The 21,508-nt window shown below is 59.4% G+C and carries 20 protein-coding genes; 9 read left to right on the forward strand and 11 right to left on the reverse strand.

The window, feature by feature from the left end; all coding sequences use genetic code 11:
- The first annotated feature begins 11 nt into the window (after positions 1–11).
- Positions 12–224: a hypothetical protein gene (locus tag ACILSR_RS13240; protein ID WP_395750255.1), complete on the forward strand. Its 213-nt coding sequence runs from the start codon at positions 12–14 to the stop codon at positions 222–224.
- Positions 221–640, forward strand: coding sequence for an HNH endonuclease (locus tag ACILSR_RS13245; RefSeq protein ID WP_395750256.1), 420 nt, complete (start codon positions 221–223; stop codon positions 638–640). Before ACILSR_RS13240 ends, ACILSR_RS13245 begins: the two co-directional genes overlap by 4 nt.
- Positions 641–679: 39 nt before the next feature.
- On the opposite strand, the gene ACILSR_RS13250 is transcribed toward ACILSR_RS13245, so the two are convergent.
- Positions 680–1,141, reverse strand: a complete 462-nt coding sequence (locus tag ACILSR_RS13250; RefSeq protein ID WP_395750257.1) for a hypothetical protein — start codon at positions 1,139–1,141, stop codon at positions 680–682.
- A 119-nt stretch (positions 1,142–1,260) separates the two neighbouring features.
- On the opposite strand from ACILSR_RS13250, the gene ACILSR_RS13255 reads away from it, so the two are divergent.
- Both ACILSR_RS13255 and ACILSR_RS13260 read left to right on the forward strand, forming a co-directional pair.
- Positions 1,261–1,518 (forward strand): hypothetical protein, encoded by a 258-nt coding sequence (locus ACILSR_RS13255; RefSeq protein ID WP_395750258.1) that lies wholly within the window; start codon positions 1,261–1,263, stop codon positions 1,516–1,518.
- A 3-nt stretch (positions 1,519–1,521) separates the two neighbouring features.
- Positions 1,522–1,923 (forward strand): HNH endonuclease, encoded by a 402-nt coding sequence (locus ACILSR_RS13260; RefSeq protein WP_395750259.1) that lies wholly within the window; start codon positions 1,522–1,524, stop codon positions 1,921–1,923.
- Positions 1,924–2,042: 119 nt separating this feature from the next.
- Here ACILSR_RS13260 and ACILSR_RS13265 read toward each other — a convergent pair whose 3' ends face one another.
- Both ACILSR_RS13265 and ACILSR_RS13270 read right to left on the reverse strand, forming a co-directional pair.
- Entirely contained in the window at positions 2,043–2,939 is an 897-nt protein-coding gene (locus tag ACILSR_RS13265) for a hypothetical protein (protein ID WP_395750260.1), read from the reverse strand.
- A 94-nt stretch (positions 2,940–3,033) separates the two neighbouring features.
- Complete coding sequence (locus ACILSR_RS13270; protein WP_395750261.1) at positions 3,034–3,651, reverse strand: HNH endonuclease; 618 nt, start codon at positions 3,649–3,651, stop codon at positions 3,034–3,036.
- Positions 3,652–3,717: 66 nt separating this feature from the next.
- Between ACILSR_RS13270 and ACILSR_RS13275 the strand changes: the two genes are divergently transcribed.
- Positions 3,718–3,903, forward strand: coding sequence for a hypothetical protein (locus ACILSR_RS13275; RefSeq protein WP_395750262.1), 186 nt, complete (start codon positions 3,718–3,720; stop codon positions 3,901–3,903).
- Positions 3,904–4,140: 237 nt separating this feature from the next.
- Here ACILSR_RS13275 and ACILSR_RS13280 read toward each other — a convergent pair whose 3' ends face one another.
- From ACILSR_RS13280 to ACILSR_RS13305, 6 genes are all read right to left on the reverse strand, one after another.
- Positions 4,141–4,575, reverse strand: coding sequence for a type II toxin-antitoxin system VapC family toxin (locus tag ACILSR_RS13280; RefSeq protein WP_395750263.1), 435 nt, complete (start codon positions 4,573–4,575; stop codon positions 4,141–4,143).
- Positions 4,575–4,832, reverse strand: coding sequence for a type II toxin-antitoxin system Phd/YefM family antitoxin (locus tag ACILSR_RS13285; protein WP_395750264.1), 258 nt, complete (start codon positions 4,830–4,832; stop codon positions 4,575–4,577). Before ACILSR_RS13285 ends, ACILSR_RS13280 begins: the two co-directional genes overlap by 1 nt.
- Positions 4,833–5,133: 301 nt before the next feature.
- Positions 5,134–6,168, reverse strand: coding sequence for a site-2 protease family protein (locus tag ACILSR_RS13290; RefSeq protein ID WP_395750265.1), 1,035 nt, complete (start codon positions 6,166–6,168; stop codon positions 5,134–5,136).
- A 446-nt stretch (positions 6,169–6,614) separates the two neighbouring features.
- A complete protein-coding gene (locus tag ACILSR_RS13295; protein WP_395750266.1) occupies positions 6,615–7,622 on the reverse strand; it encodes a hypothetical protein in 1,008 nt (335 codons plus the stop codon).
- Positions 7,623–7,738: 116 nt separating this feature from the next.
- Entirely contained in the window at positions 7,739–11,065 is a 3,327-nt protein-coding gene (locus tag ACILSR_RS13300; protein ID WP_395750267.1) for a ribonucleoside-diphosphate reductase subunit alpha, read from the reverse strand.
- Between the two features lie 137 nt (positions 11,066–11,202).
- Positions 11,203–12,285 (reverse strand): ribonucleotide-diphosphate reductase subunit beta, encoded by a 1,083-nt coding sequence (locus tag ACILSR_RS13305; RefSeq protein WP_395750268.1) that lies wholly within the window; start codon positions 12,283–12,285, stop codon positions 11,203–11,205.
- Between the two features lie 372 nt (positions 12,286–12,657).
- Here ACILSR_RS13305 and ACILSR_RS13310 point away from each other — a divergent pair, with 372 nt between their 5' ends.
- The 3 genes from ACILSR_RS13310 to ACILSR_RS13320 all read left to right on the forward strand — a co-directional run bounded on the left by ACILSR_RS13310 (position 12,658) and on the right by ACILSR_RS13320 (position 16,139).
- Positions 12,658–13,299 carry an N-acetylmuramoyl-L-alanine amidase family protein gene (locus ACILSR_RS13310; RefSeq protein ID WP_395750269.1) on the forward strand — a complete coding sequence of 214 codons (642 nt, stop codon included), beginning with the start codon at positions 12,658–12,660 and terminating at the stop codon, positions 13,297–13,299.
- 125 nt (positions 13,300–13,424) lie between these two features.
- Positions 13,425–14,828, forward strand: a complete 1,404-nt coding sequence (locus ACILSR_RS13315) for an AAA family ATPase (protein ID WP_395750270.1) — start codon at positions 13,425–13,427, stop codon at positions 14,826–14,828.
- Positions 14,829–14,846: 18 nt separating this feature from the next.
- Positions 14,847–16,139 carry a tetratricopeptide repeat protein gene (locus tag ACILSR_RS13320; protein ID WP_395750271.1) on the forward strand — a complete coding sequence of 431 codons (1,293 nt, stop codon included), beginning with the start codon at positions 14,847–14,849 and terminating at the stop codon, positions 16,137–16,139.
- A 173-nt stretch (positions 16,140–16,312) separates the two neighbouring features.
- Here ACILSR_RS13320 and ACILSR_RS13325 read toward each other — a convergent pair whose 3' ends face one another.
- Both ACILSR_RS13325 and ACILSR_RS13330 read right to left on the reverse strand, forming a co-directional pair.
- Entirely contained in the window at positions 16,313–16,939 is a 627-nt protein-coding gene (locus ACILSR_RS13325; protein WP_395750272.1) for a transposase, read from the reverse strand.
- Positions 16,940–16,996: 57 nt separating this feature from the next.
- Positions 16,997–20,056 (reverse strand): c-type cytochrome, encoded by a 3,060-nt coding sequence (locus tag ACILSR_RS13330; protein ID WP_395750273.1) that lies wholly within the window; start codon positions 20,054–20,056, stop codon positions 16,997–16,999.
- A 139-nt stretch (positions 20,057–20,195) separates the two neighbouring features.
- Here ACILSR_RS13330 and ACILSR_RS13335 point away from each other — a divergent pair, with 139 nt between their 5' ends.
- On the forward strand, positions 20,196–21,362 hold the full coding sequence (locus ACILSR_RS13335) for a TMEM43 family protein (protein ID WP_395750274.1): 1,167 nt from the start codon (positions 20,196–20,198) through the stop codon (positions 21,360–21,362).
- Positions 21,363–21,508: the final 146 nt, after the last annotated feature.

Raw genomic sequence — 21,508 nt, forward strand, 5'->3', positions numbered from 1 at the left:
AGAATCTACTTATGTCACAGTCGATTCACCTCGATCTCGAATTACCGGACGATCTGGCGCGGTTCAAATTGCCTGAAGGCGTGAATGAGCGGCTGACGTCGTTGCTGGACAAGCAGGATTCCGGTCAAGTCTTGACCGACCAGGAACGGCGTGAAGCCGAGGGCTTGGTGGATCTGGCGGACACGCTGACGTATCTCGGACTCAAGGCCAGGGCGGCTGCATGAGCATTCCAAATTCGTTGCGCTGGCAGGTGATCGAGCGTGCGATGAACCGCTGCGAGTACTGTGGTCTGTCACAGGAAGGCCAGGAAGCCGTGTTTCACATAGATCACATTCACCCGGCGAGTCTAGATGGGCAGACGGAATCTGAAAACCTGGCTCTTGCCTGTGTTTCATGTTCATTGCGCAAATCGGCCCGTGTGAGTGCGATCGATCCCATCACTAATTTCATGGAGCCGTTGTTTAATCCCCGGCGCGATGTTTGGAATCTGCATTTTCGTTGGCGCGATTGTGAACTGACAGGCATTACCCCCACGGGTCGTGCCACGGTACAGGCGCTCGCTATGAATCGGCCCATAGCTGTGAGCATTCGGCGCGAAGAATCGCTGCGTGACCGTCATCCGCCGCCGGGGCATTTGTGAGGACGCGTTTTATTCCTCCCAACGTTCGAGTTCTTGGCTCTACAACTCCTTGATCATCTTCCCCTCTTTCGTGCGGCAGGGCACGTGGAGGTGATCCAGCCAGACGGGGATGAAGTAATTGATGAGAAGCTTCCGCGCTTCCGCGAGATCATCGAAGGTGGCGCTGACATAGGGGAAGCCGCGTTCCTGATAGTAGAACTCCCACTCGCCCCGCCGTTTGGAAATGAAATAGCTGCCGTCGCGACTGCCCACCTCGGTGCTCACCGGCGGCAGGTTCTCGGGCTGCAGGCCTTGCGCCGCGAGGCTGTCCTCGATGTCCTTGCGCGTCAGCGTGAAGACTCGGTTCACCGCCTCCTGGCAGCGCTCCGTGTTGCCCTCTTCATTCGTGTCCCGCCACTCCGGCGGCAGCCCCAGATGCGCCAGCGCCCACGTCGCCACATCCTCCCGGGATTGCAGCACCTTCATCTGCGCGGCGATGGTGAGAGGATCAGGTGTCTTCATGCACCCAGGATTCTCGGAAACCGCCGTGAATCAAGCGCGTGAACGGGCTTCCAGCCGTATCCTCTATGCCACACAGCAGGGTTGCGGCCCATAAGACGGTGTGGCAGACTCCACCTGTCATGAACGCATTCTCCAGCCTCGAAAAGATGCTCGATCCGGCCCGTCCGTGCTTCACGGCTGAGACGGCGGCAAACATCGTTCAAATCGAACCCGACGCTGCCAAAACGGCCCGCATGGAAGAACTGGCGGCCAAGGCCAACGAGGGGCGGCTCGCTCGCGATGAGGAGTCCGAGTATTGGAGCTACATCTATGCAGGCAAGATGATGTCGATGCTCAAACTTCAGGCCAGGCTCTTTCTGAAACGCCAGGCTGCCTGAGGCATGGAACCCGCCATTCGAAACGAGGTGCGGCAGCGCGCGGGAAACCGCTGCGAGTACTGTCGGCTGCGTCAGCAGGACGAGGAGGAAAACCCCTTTCACATCGAGCACATCATCGCCCAGCAGCATGGCGGCACCGACGCGCAGGAAAACCTCGCTCTCGCCTGCTCCTGGTGCAATGCGGTCAAAGGCCCGAATCTCTCCAGCATCGATCCCGACTCAGGTGAGCTGACCCGGTTGTATCACCCGCGAAGAGACCGCTGGGACGAACACTTTCGGCGGGAAGGCCCCTACATTCTCGGCCTCACCGCCGTGGGCCGCACCACGGCGTGGTTGCTCCGATTTAACGACACAGACAATCTCAATCAGCGGCATCTCCTTCTGGAGTTGGGCGAGCTGGATTGATCCGCAAGCCGGTCCACCGCCTCCTGGCAGCGCTCGGTGTTGCCCTCTTTATTCGTGGCACCTGCATGAATCCTTCCAGCATGGCTCCTGACAACTTAGCTGGCGCAAGAACTCGCTTTCTACGCATACCGTCCCGGTCGGTTCGCGGAATCACTGCGTGTCATCGGCGCTGGCGCGGGCCGGTGAATCACTTTTTGCGAAGGCAGCCAGCCTTGATCGCGCCACTTGCGCAGTCCGGCCTGCCAGTCCTTGATCGCGTTTTGGCCGTTCATCCAGCCGTTCGCCTGCCAGTGGTTGAACATCGAGGCGCCGTCGCTGGCCGGCAGTCCGATCTGCATCGCGTAGGCCTCCAGCTCCGCCTGGGTTCCACGGCCGGCATGGGGCTCTGTGCCGCTGGAAGACTCCAGGCCTTTGAGGGTGATGCGCGGGTCCGCTTTGTTCAGCCAGTTCAGCAGTCTCGCACGGCTGAGGCGCTTTTGTTTCAGCTCGCACCAGGCGGTGCATTTCCCCAGCTCCGCCGGGATGTCGAGGGCTTGATACGCCGGGTTCGTGGCGAGGTGCGCGAGCCACACCGCGTCATCCACCGGCAGTCCACGGCGTTTGGGCTTCTGTGTTGCTGACAGGCGTTGCGCTGCCGATGGCTGCGCTGCCTGGCCTCGACCCGTCTCGGCCTCGCGTACGTACGCGGGCGCTCGCCCTTGTGCAGGTGTGGGGGCGTGTGGGTGGGCGGGGGAAAGGGGAGTCTGAGGGGAAAGGGGGTGGGAGGGAGAGAGGGGGAGAGGTGTTGTTTTTTCAGACGATTCAGACGCATCCAGACACTCCAAGACGGGTTCAGACGATGGTGAGACGTTTTCAGCGGCACGCAGACGCTGTGACTCATAGTAGCGGCGGTTCCTCTCGGCACGCCGGCTGGCCTTGGATGGCTCCGCATCCACGATCACGCCACCCTCGGGGGTGAGTTCAAAGCGCCGGCCCGAAGCGAGCAGCGCGGCAATCATTTCAGTCGGGATCACCATAGGTAGGTTGTGGTATGAATGGGTATTTGATCAAGCATTTTGGGCCTCGCTCACGGCCTCTGTTCAGGCCTTGCACAGCAGCACCCGGCCGGGTTCAGCATCCGTAAACATCAACTTTTTGCAGGTGCCTTTCGAGAAGCTCTGAATCGCCGGTCGAAGACTTGGGATGCAGGCGCTCATGGCAGGGGCGGCAGATCGCCACCAGCTCGAAGAGAAGCTCATCACCCACATGGGCATAGGTCTGATGGTGGACTTGCGTGGCCGCAGCCTCCAGGCATCCCTCGCAGATGCCCCTGGCTCTTTTGAGCACGCGCTGACGCACCGACTGCCAATCCGCAGATGCCAGATAGCGATGATAGACCGCCCGCCACTCCGCCTTCCGCCTGGCGACGGCAGCCGCCCGGATCTGATCGTAAGCCCCATAGCCACCGTTGAGGCGCTTCTGATACAGTTCCTCATTCCACTGCGGGCACCTCTCGCGGTTTGGGACACTGGAGTGCGGGAGCTGCAGGCTAAGCTTCTCACCGCAGTCAGGACACTGAATGCGGTAGAAAGGCTTGCCGTCCGACTGGAGGGCCACATGCGGCCCTTTCCGCAGATGATCGCAATGCCGCTGCCTGGCAACCTCCGCGCTGATCTCACGACCGTCGATTTTCAGCGAGGGAAACAGCCACTTGCGGCGCAGAGGACGTTGCTGGGCGATCGCACCCATGAGAGCGTGTGTGGCTGTTTCCATAATATCTGGCGGCAGGGCTGAAACCGATTTTTGATGCACAGGATGAACGGCATTTTTTCTTCCAAACGCCGTCCGGAGGCGGGCAACGAGGCGCTCGTTTCGGTGATTATCACCATGGGCATATCATGGTATGAATCGGTATTTTATCAAGAGATTTTGACCTGTTTTCCAGCCTCAATTCAGGGTTTTTCAGCCCATTCAGACCCTCACCCGGCAGCCGTTCGATGAGCAAAACGTCTGGCACGAATGGCAGGCGGTTTGGGCACGTTCGTCGTGGCATTAAGCGCAGAACGTTGAGGCGCGCCGACGCGATAAGTAGCACGGGCATTCCCGCCCGTTAGCGGCGCTCTCTTCACAGCCAGGATTGCCAGTGCTACTGCCCGGCTCGTTTCCACAGCCCTCCATTCCCTGGCGGGAATGGGGAATTTGATGCCGGGGTATTGGCATGAGGTGGAGGCCACCCAATCAGGGGAGCACCTTCAAATCCTCGGCGCTGGCAGTCTGCCTTTGACGATCGTCAAAGGTCAAAAACTCGGTGGCCCCGATCTCCAGCGCCAAAGCCACATGCAGCAAGTCCAGAGAGCGCACCAGCAGCTTGCGGGCGTGCTTGCGGCTGAGGTGGTGGGCGCGCTGGAAAACTGCCTGCCACGGCACCACCGGCAGTGTGTAGCGTCCGCCCTGCACATGAGCGCGGAGCAAGAGCATGGCACGCACCGCCTGGGCGCGTGTCACCTTTTTGGTGGCTGCACAGCGCCGGATGCCGTTGAGCATTTCCAGACGATGCAGCGGGGTAAAGACCAGCGGCTCCTGCAGGCGGTTCACCACCTGCCATGCTGCTGTAGTCTCCGGCTCTCGGATATTGAGCTTTAACAACAGGCTGGAGTCCGCATAGGCGGGCATCAAAAACGGTCCTCCCGCGATAACTCCAATTCCTCCGCTGCGCCGATCACCGGCTCTGGGAAGATGGTCTCCAGCTCTGCCAGATGATCTTTCCAAGACCATGCAGGCGCAGGTGCCACAGCCTTCGGTTTCTCCGGCGGCACCAATCGCGCCACCTCATGCCCACCGTCCATGATGGCCACCGTTTCACCACGCTGCACCAAGGCCAGCCAGGATGGCAGGCTCTGGCCGAACTGCTGAAGCGTGGCGGTGCTCATGGTCGGGAGAATACCCGGCAGAAGCACTCGCGGCAAGAAACAAGTCCTGACAGGCCTGGGCATTCAATCCAGGCTCCCGATGGTTTATGCCCCTAGCCCTCAAGCCCGATCGCGCGCCAAACCCAGTGTATAAACGGCTGCGATAACACATTGATAAACAATGATTTGAGATGCGGCTCATTCAATAATGACTGGCATCTTTCAGGCATCTTTTATGTGAGGGTCAAGGCGTCCTTATCTGCTCTGCGCTCGAGCCGCGTCCCACATCTCCGCCGGCGATGCGTGCCTAAGCGCCAGTGGCCTAATGATACCGCAGGACTACGTAGGCAGTCACAGCGGCCACGATCAGCGAGACGGTGCCAACGTAGACGACCATCAGCCCGATCGAGGCTGCGACTCCAGTGGGCTGCTGCTGCTGCTCGGGCTGAAGATGCTGGCTAGCGATTCCGGCGAGGTGGGTTGGACGGACGGTGCTAGGCCCAAAAACTTCGTCGATGATTCGGAACATGCTCACAGCCTGTTCCAGATCAGCCTCGCCGTTCGGCTGGAGCTGCTTGGAGATGCCCTGCTCGCGCAGTTTGATGCGCATTTTCCGCTGACGCCAGGCCACGGATGCCTGCAGTATCACCAGACCGATCACGATGATGGGGGAGATGTCCACCACCTTGAGCAGAAAAATCATAAAGCCGATCCACGAGAGAATGGCAAAGACCTGGGATGTCCAGCGCCAGCGGCAAAAGAGCACGATCTCAAAAAAACGCCCCCCGTCCAGCGGCTTGATCGGCAGCAGATTGATCGCGTTGATCACGATCAGCATGAAGGCAATTTCATTCAGCCACGAATGACCTTCCTGGGTGGACAGCAGCAGCAAAGGCACACCCAGAAAAATGCCTGGCAGTGGTCCGGCAAGAGTCATCACCACCTCCTGCCAGGGCAGCACATCTTTCTTCCTGCCTTTGACGGCGGCTCCGAAGAAAGGAATGAAAAACATCGAAACATCCCTGTAGCCGAAACACTTCATCGCCACAAAATGGCCGCACTCATGCAGCAGAAGCGTGCCTACCAGCGTGGCCAGCCGCACTACCGAAACGGTGCCGTTGTCTGAGGAGCTCCACACCATCCAGCCCACGAACAAGAGGAGCGTGATCAGAAAAAAGCTCGTGTTCTTGCGGGCGCCGCCAGTTTCCTCGTCGCGCAGCTTTTGATTCAGCAACTGGAACGCCTCCTTGTGGCGTGGATCGATCCATTGCTGCTTTGTTGCGCTCAAAGCGGCTTGATACGCGGCACCTGAGCCAGGGGTGTAGAACCTGGGGCCGATGGGCTGATTAGGATTCATCCGCACGATGCTATCTATTGTTCTTTAATTGTCGAGCGGGGCGAAGAAAAACGGCGGTCACCACCGCCCGCCGCTGAATGGATCAAGCAGGAAACCAACCCCACCGCCACCCTCGCGTGCCAGGACCGCAACGCGGTCCCGTCACGGGCGCAGCGCCGCCGGTGGGCCGTTCGGGTGACGGAACCTCGTTGAGGTTCCTGATCCTGCGGGGATCGTGGGTGGCGAGGTTCCCAGGAGAGCACTCGCTATCGCTCGGCTCTCCTGGGCTGCATGACGAAAGCCCGTTGGGCTTTTGGGGTTGAGCGTGATGGACTAGCTGCGGAGGCAGTTTTTTGATTTTTTGCACACTGACGTCATTTCCCCCGGATTGCAGCTTCTTCATCTGCTCGGCGGTGGAGAGGGGTTTGAAGGTGTTCATGGCCTGAATTTGACGACTTAATCGTGCATCATTCACCACTCACCGTCCCCTGAGGCTTTTTGACTGGGCCGAGGTCCGTTTTGAGTGCTTGCTGACGCTGGAGGGCTTGGTCGGTGAGCATTTTCTTTGTGACGACGCCATGTTGTAAAAGCACTTGTTCGACGCTGGCCTCGGCGAAGAAGGCCGTTGTTTCTTTGTTGTCTTTCAACAATCCGGTGGCTTTCGCAATTTGGAGCGGAGTTTTGCCCTCCTCGTTGAGGCCCAGAATCAGCTTCGCTTGCTCGTTGGGTGGTGAGGCCGTCCCTTTCGTATAACTGTATGTAAAAGCTCCCAGCAAGTCACCTGCTTTGTTGTTGTCGTGGCAGCGCAAGCATTGGGCTTCCGCCCGAATGGCACCAACTGCATGCATGGATTCCTTGCACTCCCAACGCACAAGTTTTTCGCCCTTCCGAAGGAGGGTGAGAGCGTGGCTCTCGAAGCGGTTGAGCGCCGCTTCTTCCATGGCAAGTTCTGTTTTCACTTCGGCTGCATTCTGGCGTTGGCGGTGAAGCATCGGGGAAGTTCGGAAGAGATAAGCCTTAGGTTTTGGCTGGTCGAGATCCCCGATCATCCCCCAAAGGGATAGCAGGGCATAAGAATGCCCGTTTTCATTCCAAGACTCCTCGGGATGCATCACACCACCATGCGTGGCAAGGCGCGGGTTGCTCATATGAGTGACCAGCGTTCGTTGGAGTCCCAGCTTCGAAGCAACACTGAGAAAGCTGTTCACATGCTGCTCGTGTTCAAACAGCAGTCGGTCCGCCGGATCCGAGGCAGTGACACACTCTTCGTTGAAGTTAACGTTTTCCATGCGCGCGACTTCATTGGCCCGGGCGCTTGCAAAGAACGCACGCTCCTTCTCCTCTTCGCGTTTGCGGTAAGCTATCCAATCCTCAACCGCCTTGTTTGATTTGGCAGGCGAAGGGCTTTGGCCCATCAGAGATGTGGAAACACCCACGAAGCCACAGACGATCCATGCATGGAAAGGAATCTTCATGCACGGAAGGTTAACAAACCGGCCTGCCCGTGTCACCTATTCATTTGGACCTTCGGCCACACAAAAAACGGCGGGCAATATGCCCGCCGTTTGAATGGATCAATGTTGATGAGCGCCTACTGGCACGCCTCACACGTCCCGCCGTTCCGCATGGCCTCAATGGAGCAGGCCATGACTTCTTCGGCGGTGTATTGTTTGGCGGCGGCTGCGGTGGCGGCTACGGCGGCGTGGTGGGTGGCGACGACGCCGCGCTTTTCCTTCTCGACTTCGCTGGTGGCTTTTTCGATGTTGGAGGCGCTGCGGGTGCGGAGGTAGTAGGTGGTCTTGAGACCCTTGCGCCAGGCGGCGCGGTACATGTGGGAGAGGGTCTGCATGGCGCTCTCGCCGCAGAAGAGGTTCACGCTCTGGGACTGGTCGATCCACTTCTGACGACGTGCAGCGGCGTCGAGCAGCCAGGCCCAGTCGATGCCGAAGGCGGTGGCGTACTTGCGCTTCAGGTCCACGGGGACTTCCTCGATGCTTTCGAGTTCGCCGTCGGTGTACTTGATCTTGTTCTGGATCTCGGAATTCCAGAGGCCGCGCTTCTTGAGGTCCTTCACGAGGTAAGGATTCAGCACCATGAAGTCGCCGGAGAGGTTGCTCTTGGTGTAGAAGTTCGTGAACAGGGGCTCGATGCAGGGGCTGGAGCCCATGATGTTCGAGATGGTGGCCGTCGGCGCGATGGCGAGGACGTTGCTGTTGCGCATGCCGTTCTTGGCGATCTTCGCACGCAGGCCGGACCAGTCCATCTTGCCGCCACGGGGGACGTCGATGTCCATGCCGCGCTCCTTGGCGAGGAGGTCCACGGTGTCCTGCGGGAGGAGGCCACGGTCCCACTTGCTGCCTTTGTAGGTGGAGTAGGTGCCCTTCTCCGCCGCGATGTCGCTGCTGGCCTCATAGGCGTAGTAGGCCACGGCTTCCATGAACTCGTCGTTGAATTCGACGGCTTCCTTCGAAGCGAAGGGCAGGCCTTTGCGATAGAGCGCGTAGCCGAGGCCCATGACGCCGAGACCGATGGGGCGATGACGGCTGTTCGCAGTCTTCGCGGACTCGGTGGGGTAGTAATTGATGTCGATGACGTTGTCGAGCATGCGCACCGCGACGCGGATGGTCTCGCGCAGCTTGGAGTGATCGATGTTGCCGTTGTCGTCGAGGTGGTTGTCGATGAGGACGGAGCCCAGGTTGCAGACGGCGGTTTCTTCAAAGCTCGTGTTCAGCGTGATCTCGGTGCAGAGATTGGAGCTGTGGATGACGCCCACGTGATCCTGCGGGCTGCGGACGTTGCACGGATCCTTGAAGGTGATCCAAGGATGACCGGTTTCGAAGATGGACTTGAGCATCTTCTTCCACAGGTCCAGCGCTTCGATGGTGCGGCCGTAGATCTTGCCCTTGGCGGCCATCTCTTCGTACTCGGCATAGCGTTTTTCAAAGGCGCTGCCGTAGAGCTCATGGAGATCAGGAGTTTCATTGGCGCGGAAGAGCGTCCAGGTCTGGCGGTTCTCCATGCGCTTCATGAAGAGGTCAGGCACCCAGTTGGCGGTGTTCAGGTCGTGCGTGCGGCGGCGTTCGTCGCCGGTGTTCACACGGAGCTGCAGGAAGTCTTCGATGTCGTTGTGCCAGATTTCCAGGTAGGCGCAGCCGGAGCCGCGGCGCTTGCCGCCCTGGTTCACGGCGATGAGCTGGTCGTTGTGCAGCTTGAGGAAGGGGATGACGCCCTGGCTCTCGCCGTTGGTGCCCTTGATGTAGCCGCCGGTGCCGCGCACCGCCGTCCAGGAGCCGCCCAGGCCGCCCGCCCATTTGGAAAGGTACGCATTGTCGGCGATGCCGCGCTGCATGATGGACTCAATGCTGTCGTCCACCTTGTACAGGTAGCAGGAGGAGAGCTGGCTGTGCATCGTGCCGCTGTTGAAAAGCGTCGGCGTGCTGGAGCAGAAGCGGCGGCCTTTGTACAGGCGGTACAGCGCGATGATCTTGTCCTCGGCGTTTTCCTTTTCCTGCACGCAGAGGCCCATGGCCACGCGCATCCAGAAGAGCTGCGGGGTTTCCAGGCGCTTGGAGGGCTTGGTCTTTTTATCGACGATCAGGTAGCGGTCATACAGGGTCTGGATGCCGAGGAAGTCGAAGTCCATGTCCGCGGCGGGATCAAGAGCGTCGGCGATCTTGTCCAGGTCATACTTGAGGAGCTGCGGGTGCAGGCGCTCGATTTCGATGCCACGGGCGAGGTTCTTGCGGAAGCCACGGCGGTGGAAGTTCGGCAGCTGCTCGATGCCGTGATCCACGATGCTCCAGCCGAGCACTTCTTCATAGATGTAGGTGAGGAGCATGCGGCCGGCGAACTTCGCGAAATCGGCGTCCTTCTCCATGAGCGTGCGCGCATTGAGAATGATGGTGGTCTTGAGCGCTTCGACGGTGATGTCGCTGAAGATGGAGCGGCGCAGTTCCATTTCGATCTCGCCACGATTGAGGATGAGGTCGAGGCCGAGGCTGGCGAAGTCGATGCGGCGCTTCAGGTCCTGGCCGTCCCAAAGGAAGGTTTCCGTGGGCGAAGCACGCACGAGGATCAGCGTCTGCTGCTGGTCGGACTCCTGCTCGTCCGCGATGGCGGCGGCCTGCTCGTCGGTGGTGCGCATGGTGGAGCGCAGCGCACGGTACTGGATGTAGGCACGGGCCACTTTGAAGTAGCCCTGCTTCATCAGCTCTTCTTCCACGAGGTTCTGCACGTCTTCGATGTGCATGAACTGCTTGCCGTCATTGATGATGGCGCGGCTCACGGCCTCGGCCACCTGCACGGCAGGGGAGGAGTCCATCTCCATGGAGAGGAAGGCCTTGCGCACGGCGATCTCGATCTTGTTGTGGTTCCAGGGGACGAGCTGGCCGTTGCGGCGGATGACTTTGGTGGTGACCATGAGGGGTTGGAGCGAGCCTGCATCGTTCGCGTCGGAGTTGGCAAGGGTTTCAGTACGTTTACGCCGCTCGGCCAGGCTGCGGGCCACATCATGCGCATTGTGGCGCACCAGCGCCCGCTCGATCACCTGATAGATCTCCTTCGTGCTCATCATGGGAGCCTCGCTGCTGCTGTCCGCCGTGCGCTGCGTCACCTCTTCCGCCACCGCCCGTGAAATCGCCTGCACCAGCTTCCGGTTGGAATCATTGAAAATCTCGCTCTGCCGTTCGCGCGCCAGCAGCAGGTCCGTGATGGCGTTGCCCACCGTGTCGGCGATCTCGCCCACATCAAAGTCACGCTCGCTGCTGCCGATCCGCACCTTGGTGGAGCCCGGCAGTGGAATGCTGATCGTGCCGGCGGCCAGCGCACTCCTCCATTCAAACTGCGGCTTTTCGTTCTGGGGAGTGTTGTGGGTGACGCGTTTAAGCGCCTTGTCTTCGTGGAGCAGGTCGGTGAGCATGGCGGGAGATGCAGGTGTGAAGTTTACTTAACGGAAGCAGGTGGTTGGCGGAAATGAACGAATCTGGCAGATGAAAAAGGCCGCCGCCCATCCAGCGGAAAGTCGGCCAGCATTGATAAATTAAAGATCTAAAGGAATTAAAGATCGTCGTCGGAACACACTTCCAGGGCGGAGGATTTCTGGTAGTCGGTCACCTTGCCCTCGAAGAAATTTTGCTCTTTCTTGATGTCCATCAGCTCCGCCAGCCATGGCAGCGGATTGGTGATGCCCGGGTTCAGCGCCGGGAGACCGCAGCCGTCCAGACGACGGTCGGCGATGTAGTCGGTGTAACGCTCGAATTCTTCAGCACTCAGGCCCACGGCATTCACCGGCAGGCAGTCGCGGATGAACTCCTTTTCCAAAGCCACGCCTTCGCGCATGATGTTCAGCAGCTCCTCGCGGAACTCAGCGGTCCAGATTTCCGGATTTTCCTCGATGAGGTCCATGAACAGATTGCGGAAGACTTCGATGTGGTTCGACTCATCGCGCAGCGTGTAGCGGAACATCTGGCCGATGCCGGGGAACTTGTTCTGGCGGTACAGGCTCAGGATCATGCCAAACAGGCCGTAGAACTGCGTGCCTTCCATGCACTGGCCGAAGACGAAGATGTTCTTCGCCAGCAGCTGCTTGTTCTCCAGCTTGGTCAGGTCCAGGTCGCGGCGCAGGTTGTTGGAGTGCTTGGTGACGAATTCGTTCTTCTTCACGATCGTCGGGATCTGCTCAAACATCGCCTCGCACTCATGCGGGTTGATGCCCAGGGAGGAAATCATGTACAGCAGGGAATCCGCGTGGATGTTTTCTTCATGGGCATGGCGGCCCAGGACGAGCTTCAATTCGGGGGCGGTCACCAGCTCGCGCACCACGTGCTGCACGTTGTCTCCCACGATGCCTTCAGCGGCGCTGAAGTAGCCGATGCCCATCATGATGATCCAGCGTTCGTTCTGGGACACATCGTTGGAGCGCCATTGTTCCACATCCTTCTGCATCTGGATGTCTTCAGGCTCCCAATGGTTGGCCTTCATGATCCGGTAAAGGTCATAGGCCCACTGATATTTCAGGGGCAGAAGGTTAAACGTCATGCTCTTCCGGCCATTGATCACCTTCTTGGCTGCATAAGCAGCTTCAGCTTTGTCTTGATCGAGCGGGAACTCGCGATTGCCAATCTTGTAGAGCTTTTCCATGACGATTTCGTTGCAGAGTGAGGGGTGATTTTTAGAGTTTTATCGAAATTGATAAGTAAACCAGCAAGTGCTGTAAATACTAGACGGGATGTGTCCCGAGGCGGATCATGCACAAGATATTGTGCTTTGGCCAGATTTTTTTCCCAGCCATTGTGCCGAAAAGCGTTTCACGCCGCAGTTTCAAGGGTTCCACGGCGAAAAAATATTCCACGCGTTAAAATGCCGCCCCTGATGTGCAAATTTGAGAATCCTTGCAACGCTGCCCAATACCGCCAAAAAAGCCTCAAGAAACGAAAAATACAGTAAAACAAAGCAGCGACAATCAACGCGGCCCTGATTTTGTCACACAAACTGCTTTCTCCATTTCTTCCCATGAATTTCCGCCAAATCGCCCGCTGCGTGCTGATCGCCTCCCTGCTCAGTTCCTGCTCAGTCATGGTTCCACAGGGACCCACGCCACCCGGCGTCACGGTGGATTTGATACCCAATGGCCGTTACGCGCGCCGGCAGTACCGGCCCATGCGTCCCACGTACATCACCATTCATGCCACGGAGAATTTTTCCCGGGGAGGCACGGCCTACGCCCATGCGCAGATGCTGAAAACCGGGGCCATCAAAGGCCGCCACAATGCCATCGGCTACATCGGCTGGCATTTCACGGTGGACGACCACTCCATCTACCAGAGCATGCCCACCAATGAACGAGGCGAGCACGCGGATTACGACGGCCCGGGAAACCGCAGCTCCATCGGCATCGAAATGTGTGAAAATCGCGGGAATGACCGCGCACGCACTTTGGACAAGACCGCGCAGCTCACCGCCTGGCTGATGAAGCAGTACGACATTCCTCTCGATCACGTCGTCCCGCACCAGCACTGGCTCATGGTGCGGCACGATGACCACCGCAATCTCGGCCACAAAAACTGTCCGCACTTTCTCATGGATCGCGGTCGGCCGGGTGCCAAGTGGCAGGCGTTTCTCAGCAGAATCGCTGCCTACTGGCGGGCTTTGTAACGCGTGCAGGCACTCCGCCAGCGCAGCCGCTGGGACCTCTCCGCCATTTTGGCAATGGCCTAAGGTTTTTAAGCGGTCGTCTAAAATGCCTTGCCACATCCCCTGGCCCACGCTGGAGTCTCTGCATGGCACAAAACCTCGATGCTCTTCGCCTGGCTCTCCAGCATTCGCCTGACAATGCACCGCTGCTCATGCTGTTTGCGGACGCCTGCCTGGACGAAGGCCTCATGGAGGAGGCGGAGCAGAGCTTCCAGCGTGTGCTGCAAAACGATCCTGCAAACGCAGACGCACGCCTGGGCCTGGCCCGCGTCGCCTTGCTGCAGGGAAAGACCTCCCAGGCCGCCGTGCGTGCGGAGCAGATCCTCTCAGACACGCCCACCTGTGCCGCCGCTTACATGCTGCTCGCCCGCATTCACATCACGGAAGGAGAGCGATCCAAGGCCCGCGCCATGTATGACAAGGGCATCGCCCTGGACGCTTCGCTGGCAGATCCCGGCATCGAAAAAGACCTGCGTGGCGTCAAGCCTCCCGAAGATGAAGCCCCCGGCCGCAAGCGCGGGGCCATGACGTCCAGCGGCAGCTTCATTGAATCCGTCTCCGAAGACAGCGAGGACGAAGGCCACCCGCGCGGTGGCGCTGCCTTTGATCTCGGCCTGGCGGACTTCGAAAAACCCAAGCTCAACTTCTCCGCCGTCGGCGGCATGGAGGCCTTGAAAGAGGAGATCCGCATGAAGATCATCTACCCGCTGCAGCACGCGGAGCTCTTCAAGGCCTACGACAAAAAAGTCGGTGGCGGTGTGCTGCTTTACGGCCCGCCCGGAGTCGGCAAGACCCTCATCAGCAAGGCCACCGCCGGCGAGATCAAGGCCAACTTCATCGCCCTCGGCCTGCACCAGATTCTCGACATGTGGATCGGCAACTCGGAGAAAAACATGCACGAGGTCTTTGAGCTCGCCCGGCAGAACAAGCCCAGCATCCTGTTCTTTGACGAAGTGGACGCCCTGGCTGCGGATCGTCGCGATCTGCGCCAGAGCGCCGGTCGCAATCTCATCAATGCCTTCCTCGATGAAATGGACGGCGCGGAGTCAGACAACGACGGCGTGCTCATCATCGGCGCCACCAATGCCCCGTGGCACATCGACCCCGCCTTCCGGCGTCCCGGGCGCTTTGACCGCACCCTGTTTGTGCCGCCGCCGGATGAAGCCGGGCGTGCCTCCATCATCGAGGTCATGGCGCAGAAGAAACCCATCGGCGAACTCGACCCCCGCGCCCTCGCCAAAAAAACCGAAGGCTTCTCCGGCGCAGATTTGAAGGCGGTCTTTGACATCGCCGTCGAAGACGTGATGAACGAAGTGATGCGCACGGGGAAGGTGATCCCGCTGACGACGAAGGACCTCATCAAGGCCGCCGGCCGTCACAAGGCCACCACCAAGGCCTGGTTTGAGAGCGCCAAAAACTACGCCATGTATTCGAATCAAAGCGGATTCTACGACGACGTCCTGAAGCACCTCGGCCTCCTGAAGCGCTGAACCCCACCAGCGCAGCGCATGTCAGACGACTTTCATCCCTCCCCTGAGGCCGCCTTTGCCCGCGGCCGTCTGCTGCAGAGCCAGCACCGCTTGCAGGACGCCATCGCCTGCTACAAGCAGGCGCTCGAGATCGATGCGCACCACACAGCGAGCTACCTGATGCTCGCGCTGTGCTGGATGAACGAAGACGACACCGCTCCGCAGTCCGTGGATGCCGCACGCCGTGGTGTCGCGCTCGAACCCGAAAACTCGTTCGCCCGCAGCGTCCTCGCGCTCGCTTTGAATGCGAACGCCAGAGACGGCCAGACCGCCGCGATCAAAGCCGCCCTGGAGCAGGCCGAGGCGGCGGTGAATCTCAATCCCGACAGCGACTTCAGCCACGCCGTGCTCGCGCGCCTGCACCTGCGCCTGCGCGACTACCCCAAGGCCGAAGACGCCGCCCGCGCCGCGCTCTCCCTGGACACCGAAAACACCATGGCTGCGGAGGTGCTCTCCGCCGCGCTGCTGCTGCAAAGAAAAGATGGAGACAATCAGGAGCTCACCCGCTACCAGCTCCAGCGCAATGCCGAAGATGACAGCGCCCACACCAGCGCCGGCTGGATGGCGCTCATGCAGGGAGACCACAAAAAGGGCAACGAGCATTTCCTTGAGGCCCTGCGCCTGAACCCCATGAATGAAAGCGCGCGCATGGGGCTCATCGAGTCCTTCCGCGCCCGGTCCTGGCCCTACCGCCTGCAGCTGAAGTTTGCGCACTTCATGAACCAGTTCACCGAAGGCCGGCAGAGCGCCATCATGATCGGTGGTTTCATCGGCTATCGCGTTCTCAGCAGCTACCTCAGGAACGTCGCGCCCTTCTGGGCGGGTGTCGTCATCGGCGCATGGCTTGTCTTCGCCCTCTGGTCCCACCTCGCCCGCGGGTTCAGCACCTTCTTCGTCACCCTGGACCGCTTCGCGCGCCAGGCGCTCAAGCCGCGTGAATTTTGGGAGGGCATCGTGGTCGGCGGCCTGGTGTTTTTATCGCCCACCGCGCTGGTGCTCGGCTACCTCTTGCAGGTGCCGGGAACAGACTTTCTGGCGCTCATCTGCCTCCTTTCCGCCGTCACCAATGCCGCCGCCTTCACCAATGAGCACTACATCGGCCGGCATGTTTACAATGTCGCCGCCGCCATCTCAGGAATCAGCGTGCTCTACTGCGGCATCGCCGTCTTTGGCAATCTCGATCTCCCGTTCGTCGGCACGGCCGCCATCACGACGATGTACATCGGCATCGCCACCACCTGGCTGCGCATGCTGCGGGTGCTGTATGTGTGAGGTGTGGCCAAACCAGCACTGGCACCTGCTTCTTCTCGGCTCTTAAGCCCAACGGGCTTTCGTATTTAAGCCCAGGGTTGGAACAACCCTGGGACGTGCGAAGAACCCGCCCTCCCCATGGCGTGCAACCCCAACGGGGTTGTGTCCATCCCCGCGTCCTCCAGACGCTCCGATCAATCCCAAACATACGCCTCGTCCCACGTCTGGCCGTGACGGCGTAGCAACTCGCGGTATTCGTCTTGAAACGTGATCTTCCGGTGATGCTCTTCCTGCTGCTCGATGTATCGCACCAATGCCGCTGCTTTCGATTCCGACACGGAGAAACACCCATATCCCGCCTGCCAATGAAACTGACGAAACATGCCGTCACGTTTCTGAATCCAGTTCGTGGACACCCGTTTGATCTCTTTCACCAACTCAGCGATGGCGATGGTTCGCGACAGTGTCGTCAGTAAATGCACATGATCCGCCACGCCACCTATTTTGAGCGGGAGACAATCCAGTGCTTTCGCACAACCACCGAGATACGCATGGACCTCAGAACGAAACGTCGCGTCATGGAAGGCCGGCTCACGGCTTTTCGTGGAAAACACCGTATGGATTAATACGCGGGCGATCGATTGCGACATAACGAAACTCTGGGCGATTCGGCGAATGGACGCAACCCCGTTGGGGTTGCTTGTCGCGACGGTGTGAGTTTGTCTCATGTCCCAGGGTTGTTCCAACCCTGGGCTTAAATACAGAAGGCCGTTGGCCTTCAGAATACGAAGAGCCGATGCCGCCAAGTCAAACCAGCGCATGCCGCCATGTCAAACCAGCGCATGCCGTCATGCGCGGTTGAGTCTTGCCAATGCGGATCACTTCTTCATCAAATACGCAAAGAAGTCCTTCAAATCCGCATCGCTCATGCCCGTGGTCAGTCCTTCTGGCATCAGCGAAACGGGGGAGGCTTCCATCTTCTCGATCTCGGCCTGCTTGAGCGCGGTCTTGTTGCCCGCCATGTCTTTGATCACGATGCCGTTCGCATCCTGCGCGTCCATGAGACCGGTGAGCATCTGGCCGCCTTTGGTTTTCACGATGTAGGCGCCGAAGCCTTCGCGGATTTCCATGCTGGGCATGAAGAGGTTGTCCAGCCAGAAGTCTGCGTTGCTGCGGTCGTAGCCGGTCAGCTCGGGGCCGATCTGGCCGCCTTCGCCAAAGAGCTTGTGGCAGATGAAGCAGCGGGCCATGAACTGCACTTTGCCTTTGTCGGCATCGCCAAGACCGGTTTTGAGCACGGCTTTGATGCGCTCGGCTTCTTTCTTCTTTTCCGGCGTGGGGCCGGTGGCCAGCAGGCCTTTCCAGTGCTTCTCGATGCCCGCGTCAATGTCAGCGTCCTTGTAGAGGCTGAGCTGGCGCACGATATCCACCGTGAAGTGCTTGGCGGGGATCTTCCAGTCATTGACGAAGGCCACGAGAATCTGCGCCCACTCCTTGCGCCCCGCCATCACGCGCAGGGCGTCTTCACGCAGCGCCTTGTCTCCGGCGATCTGGCCTTCCCAGTTCAGCAGCAGCGCTTCTGGAATGCGCTTGTCATCAAACTTGGCCGCCGCTTGCAGAATGCCCCGCTTCAGGCTCGCCGGATTCGTGCTCTTCAAGATGTTCACCATCGGCATCACCGCCTCCTGCTTGCCCAGTTCCGCCAAAGTCTTCGCGATGGCAATGCGTGCCGTGTTGCTGGCCTTCTTGTCATCCAGCAGTTTCAGCGCGCTCTTCAGCGCATCCGCATTCCCGCTGCGCAGCGCCAGCGTGAGATCGCCGCCGCTTTGCTTCGCCATGTAATCATTGAGCGCCTTCGTGAGCGACTCCGGCAGCTTCGGCATTTCCGCGCCTTCAAAGGCGGAAGCAATGCCGGCGATGAACTTGCCACGCAGGGCTTCATCATTCGTCAGCGCCAGCAGGTCCGCGCAGGACTGGAAGTTCTCTTCGCCACCGGCCAGCGCGTAGCGTTTCGCGAGCTTTTCAGCAAGGTGGTCGCGGAAGAGGGTGGTCTTGAGGAAAGCGGTGTCCGATTTGAGGAAGGCGAAGACGGCAGCGCGTTCCTTTTCAGCTTTTGATTCAAGCGCCCACCATGCAAGGAGGGCCAGATGGCCGCTGATGTCTTCGGTATCGCCAGCCCAGAGCATGGGAAGCGCATACGAGGACGGCATGCGCTTGGCGCTGGCCAGGATCTGAGCACGCACTTCGATGTGCTTTTCCTTCTTGGCCAGCTCGGCCAAAATGCCCATGTACTCCGGCGCGGGCAATCCCGCTTCGCCAAGCAGTTTGACGCCCCACCGGCGCACATAAGGATCATCGTTCTCCAAAGCTTGTTTGGGTAGACGGCTCCCCTCCGCACCAAATTTCGCCATCTTAGACACTGTGGACACATCACGCGTCAGCGCATCCAGAGCCCACAGCTTCTCCAATGTAAGCGGCTTGTTGGAAAGCTCAGCATCCAGCTCGGTCAAACCACGCCACCCCATCTCCAGCACCGCCTGCTTCCGAAACCACTCATTCGGATGGCCTAAATAACCCAGCAGTTCCTCACCACTCGCCTTGCTTAAATCAAACGGCTTCAATTTCGGCGCTCCCGCTGCAGGTCTCACTCGATAAATGCGGCCGCTGGTCTTGTGCCAGTCATCAATCGGGCTCACGTGGCTGAGGCGGGTGTCGTACCAGTCCGCCATGTAGAAGCCACCATCCGGTCCGACTCCGGCCCACACCGGGCGGAACCAGCGGTCTGGTGTGCTGAGGAGGTTTTCTTCGTCCTTGGTGCGGAAGGTGGACCCGTCCGGAATGCGCTCGCTGACATAGACGAGGTTTTGCAGCGCGTTTGGCGCGATGATTTTGCCTTCGTAGGCGCTGCCGAGCAGGCCGCCTTCATACACGGTGAAGGCCTGCGGGAAGCGTTTGTTGTCGCCTTCATGGCGCATGTGCTCAAACCAGCCGAAGGCATACGGATTGGTGAGCGGACCGTGCTTGCCCCAGCCTTTGATGCCGTAGCTGCCCTGCTCGTAGTGCATGCCACGCGTCGCGCCGTTTGTGCCGGAGAAGAGGCGGCCCTTGCTGTCGATGTCGAGGCTGAAGGTGTTGCCACCGCCCTCGGCGTAGATTTCAAAGGTCTTCTTCTTCGGATGATAGCGCCAGATGCACTGGCCCTCCCACTTCACGTTCTTGGTCGCCGCACTGCTGACGTTGCCGGTGGTGGTGCTGCCGTTGGCGCCGTAGAGCCAGCCGTCCATGCCCCATTGCAAATTCGTCGCCACGCTGTGCGTGTCCTCCAGGCCAAAGCCGCTCAGCTCCACCTCGGGTGTGTCAGAGTCAGGCTTCGCGTCAAAGTCAGCGTCCGCGTAGCTGAGCAGGTAAGGGGGATTCAGCACCCAGATGCGCCCCATGCCATGCAGCGCGGCGCTGGCGATGTTCAGGCCGGTGATGACGTCCTCGTGCTTGTCGAAAAAGCCGTCGCCATCCGTGTCTTCAAAAACGGTGATCTTGTCCGCGCCCTTTTCACCGCGTGGCGGCGGCAGCGGCACTTTGTCAAACTTCGCGCGCAGGTGCTGGTCATAGCTGATGATCTTCAGCCCGGCGGGAAACTGGTACTGGCGGTACTGCGTCACCCACATGCGGCCTTTGGAATCCCAGCTCGCATACAGCGGCTGCTCCACCACCGGCTCGGCGGCCATGAGGTCGAGCGCCACATCGCTGCGCGTTTTGAATTTCTTCAGCGCTTCCTCCGGCGGTGTGGGTGGCGTGTCGTCGCGCATCACTCCACGTCCGGGGCGGGTCTCCATGATCTTCTTCACGGCTTCATTCCCGGCCACAGCTTCGGGTTTGACGTTGGAGTCGGCGGCTAGCGCGGAACTGCCGAGCACAAGGAGGAGAAGGCGCGTTTTCATGTTGGAGAGACTAACAAACGGAGTTGCCGCCGTTTCTTGCCGCCTTGTCACGGGTTTCGGTATTTTCGTGTGGCCAAAAAATCCGCCGACCAAAAGGAGCCCCGGGTCCGATCAAACAGATGGTACCGACCCCATCTTTATGGCCGACTCCTATACAGAAGTAACTTCGCAATCCTATTCGGGTCGTATTGGCACGTCCATCAAAGGCATCCTGTTTGGCATTGTCATCATTCCTGTAACGATGATCGTCCTCTGGTTGAATGAAGGCCGTGCGGTCACCACTTCAAACAGCCTCAAGGAAGGCGCGGCCACAGTTGTGGAGGTGGCAGCAGACCGCGTGGACCCCGCCAATGACAAAAAGCTCGTCCATGTCACCGGCGAAGCAAAGGCGGAGGGGCCCTTGGTGGACACGGTTTACGGCGTCAGCGTGCCCGCTCTGCGCCTCGTCCGCACCGAGACGATTTATCAGTGGGTGGAGAGCCAGAAATCAGAGACGAAGCAAAAAGTCGGCGGCGGTGAGGAAACCATCGTCACCTACACCTACGAAAAGAAGTGGGTGGACAATCCGGTCCAGTCTTCCGAATTTAAAACTCCGGTCGGTCACACCAATGAGGGTAAATTGATCGCTGGAACCAAGCTGATGAATGCCGAAAAAGTCACTCTGGGCGCCTTCAATGTGCCGGAGAACTTCGTGAAACAGATGGGCAGCCCCATCAAGAGTGCGCTCACGGACGGGGATCTTGCCAGATTGCCTGCGGATCATCGGCAAGGCACCAAAATCGAAGACGGGGCCTTCTTCTTTGGGGCTAATCCTAAAGAACCCAAGATCGGAGACGTGCGTGTGTCCTATGAAGTCGTGAAACCCGGCGTTTTCAGCGTCCTCGCCGCCCAGAACGGGCAGACCTTCGAGCCTTACCAGACCAATGCCGGGGATACGATCGACATCATCCAGGACGGAGCTGTCAGCGCAGCCGCGATGTTTAAAACCGCCGCCCGGGAAAACTCGGTGATCACCTGGGTGGTGCGGCTTCTCGGCTTCCTGTTCATGGCCTTTGGCTTCATGGCCGTCATGCGCCCTCTGAGCGTGGTGGGCAGCGTGGTTCCTCTTGTTGGAAATGTCATCGGCATGGGCACCGGCCTGATCTCCTTTGTCCTCGCCGCCACGCTTTCCTTCCTCGTCATCGCTCTTGCCTGGATTGTCGTGCGCCCTCTGCTGGGCATCGTGCTGCTCGCCCTCGCCATCGGCGGGCTGATTTACACACGCAGGCTGGCGGCCAGCAGCAGGGTAAAACCCGCACTTGCCTGACGTTCAGCAGGTTAGCGGACAATAGGCGCGTCAGTCAGCACCGCTCTGCCTCGCCTCAGGCCCTTTCCATTCGAGAACGGTCAAAAAAGAAGACAACCTAAATATCTTCTAAGCTTTATGGTTGTTGCTCCCGTTGATAGGTGTGC

The sequence above is a fragment of the Prosthecobacter sp. genome (assembly GCF_044222565.1).
GTDB lineage: Bacteria > Verrucomicrobiota > Verrucomicrobiia > Verrucomicrobiales > Verrucomicrobiaceae > Prosthecobacter.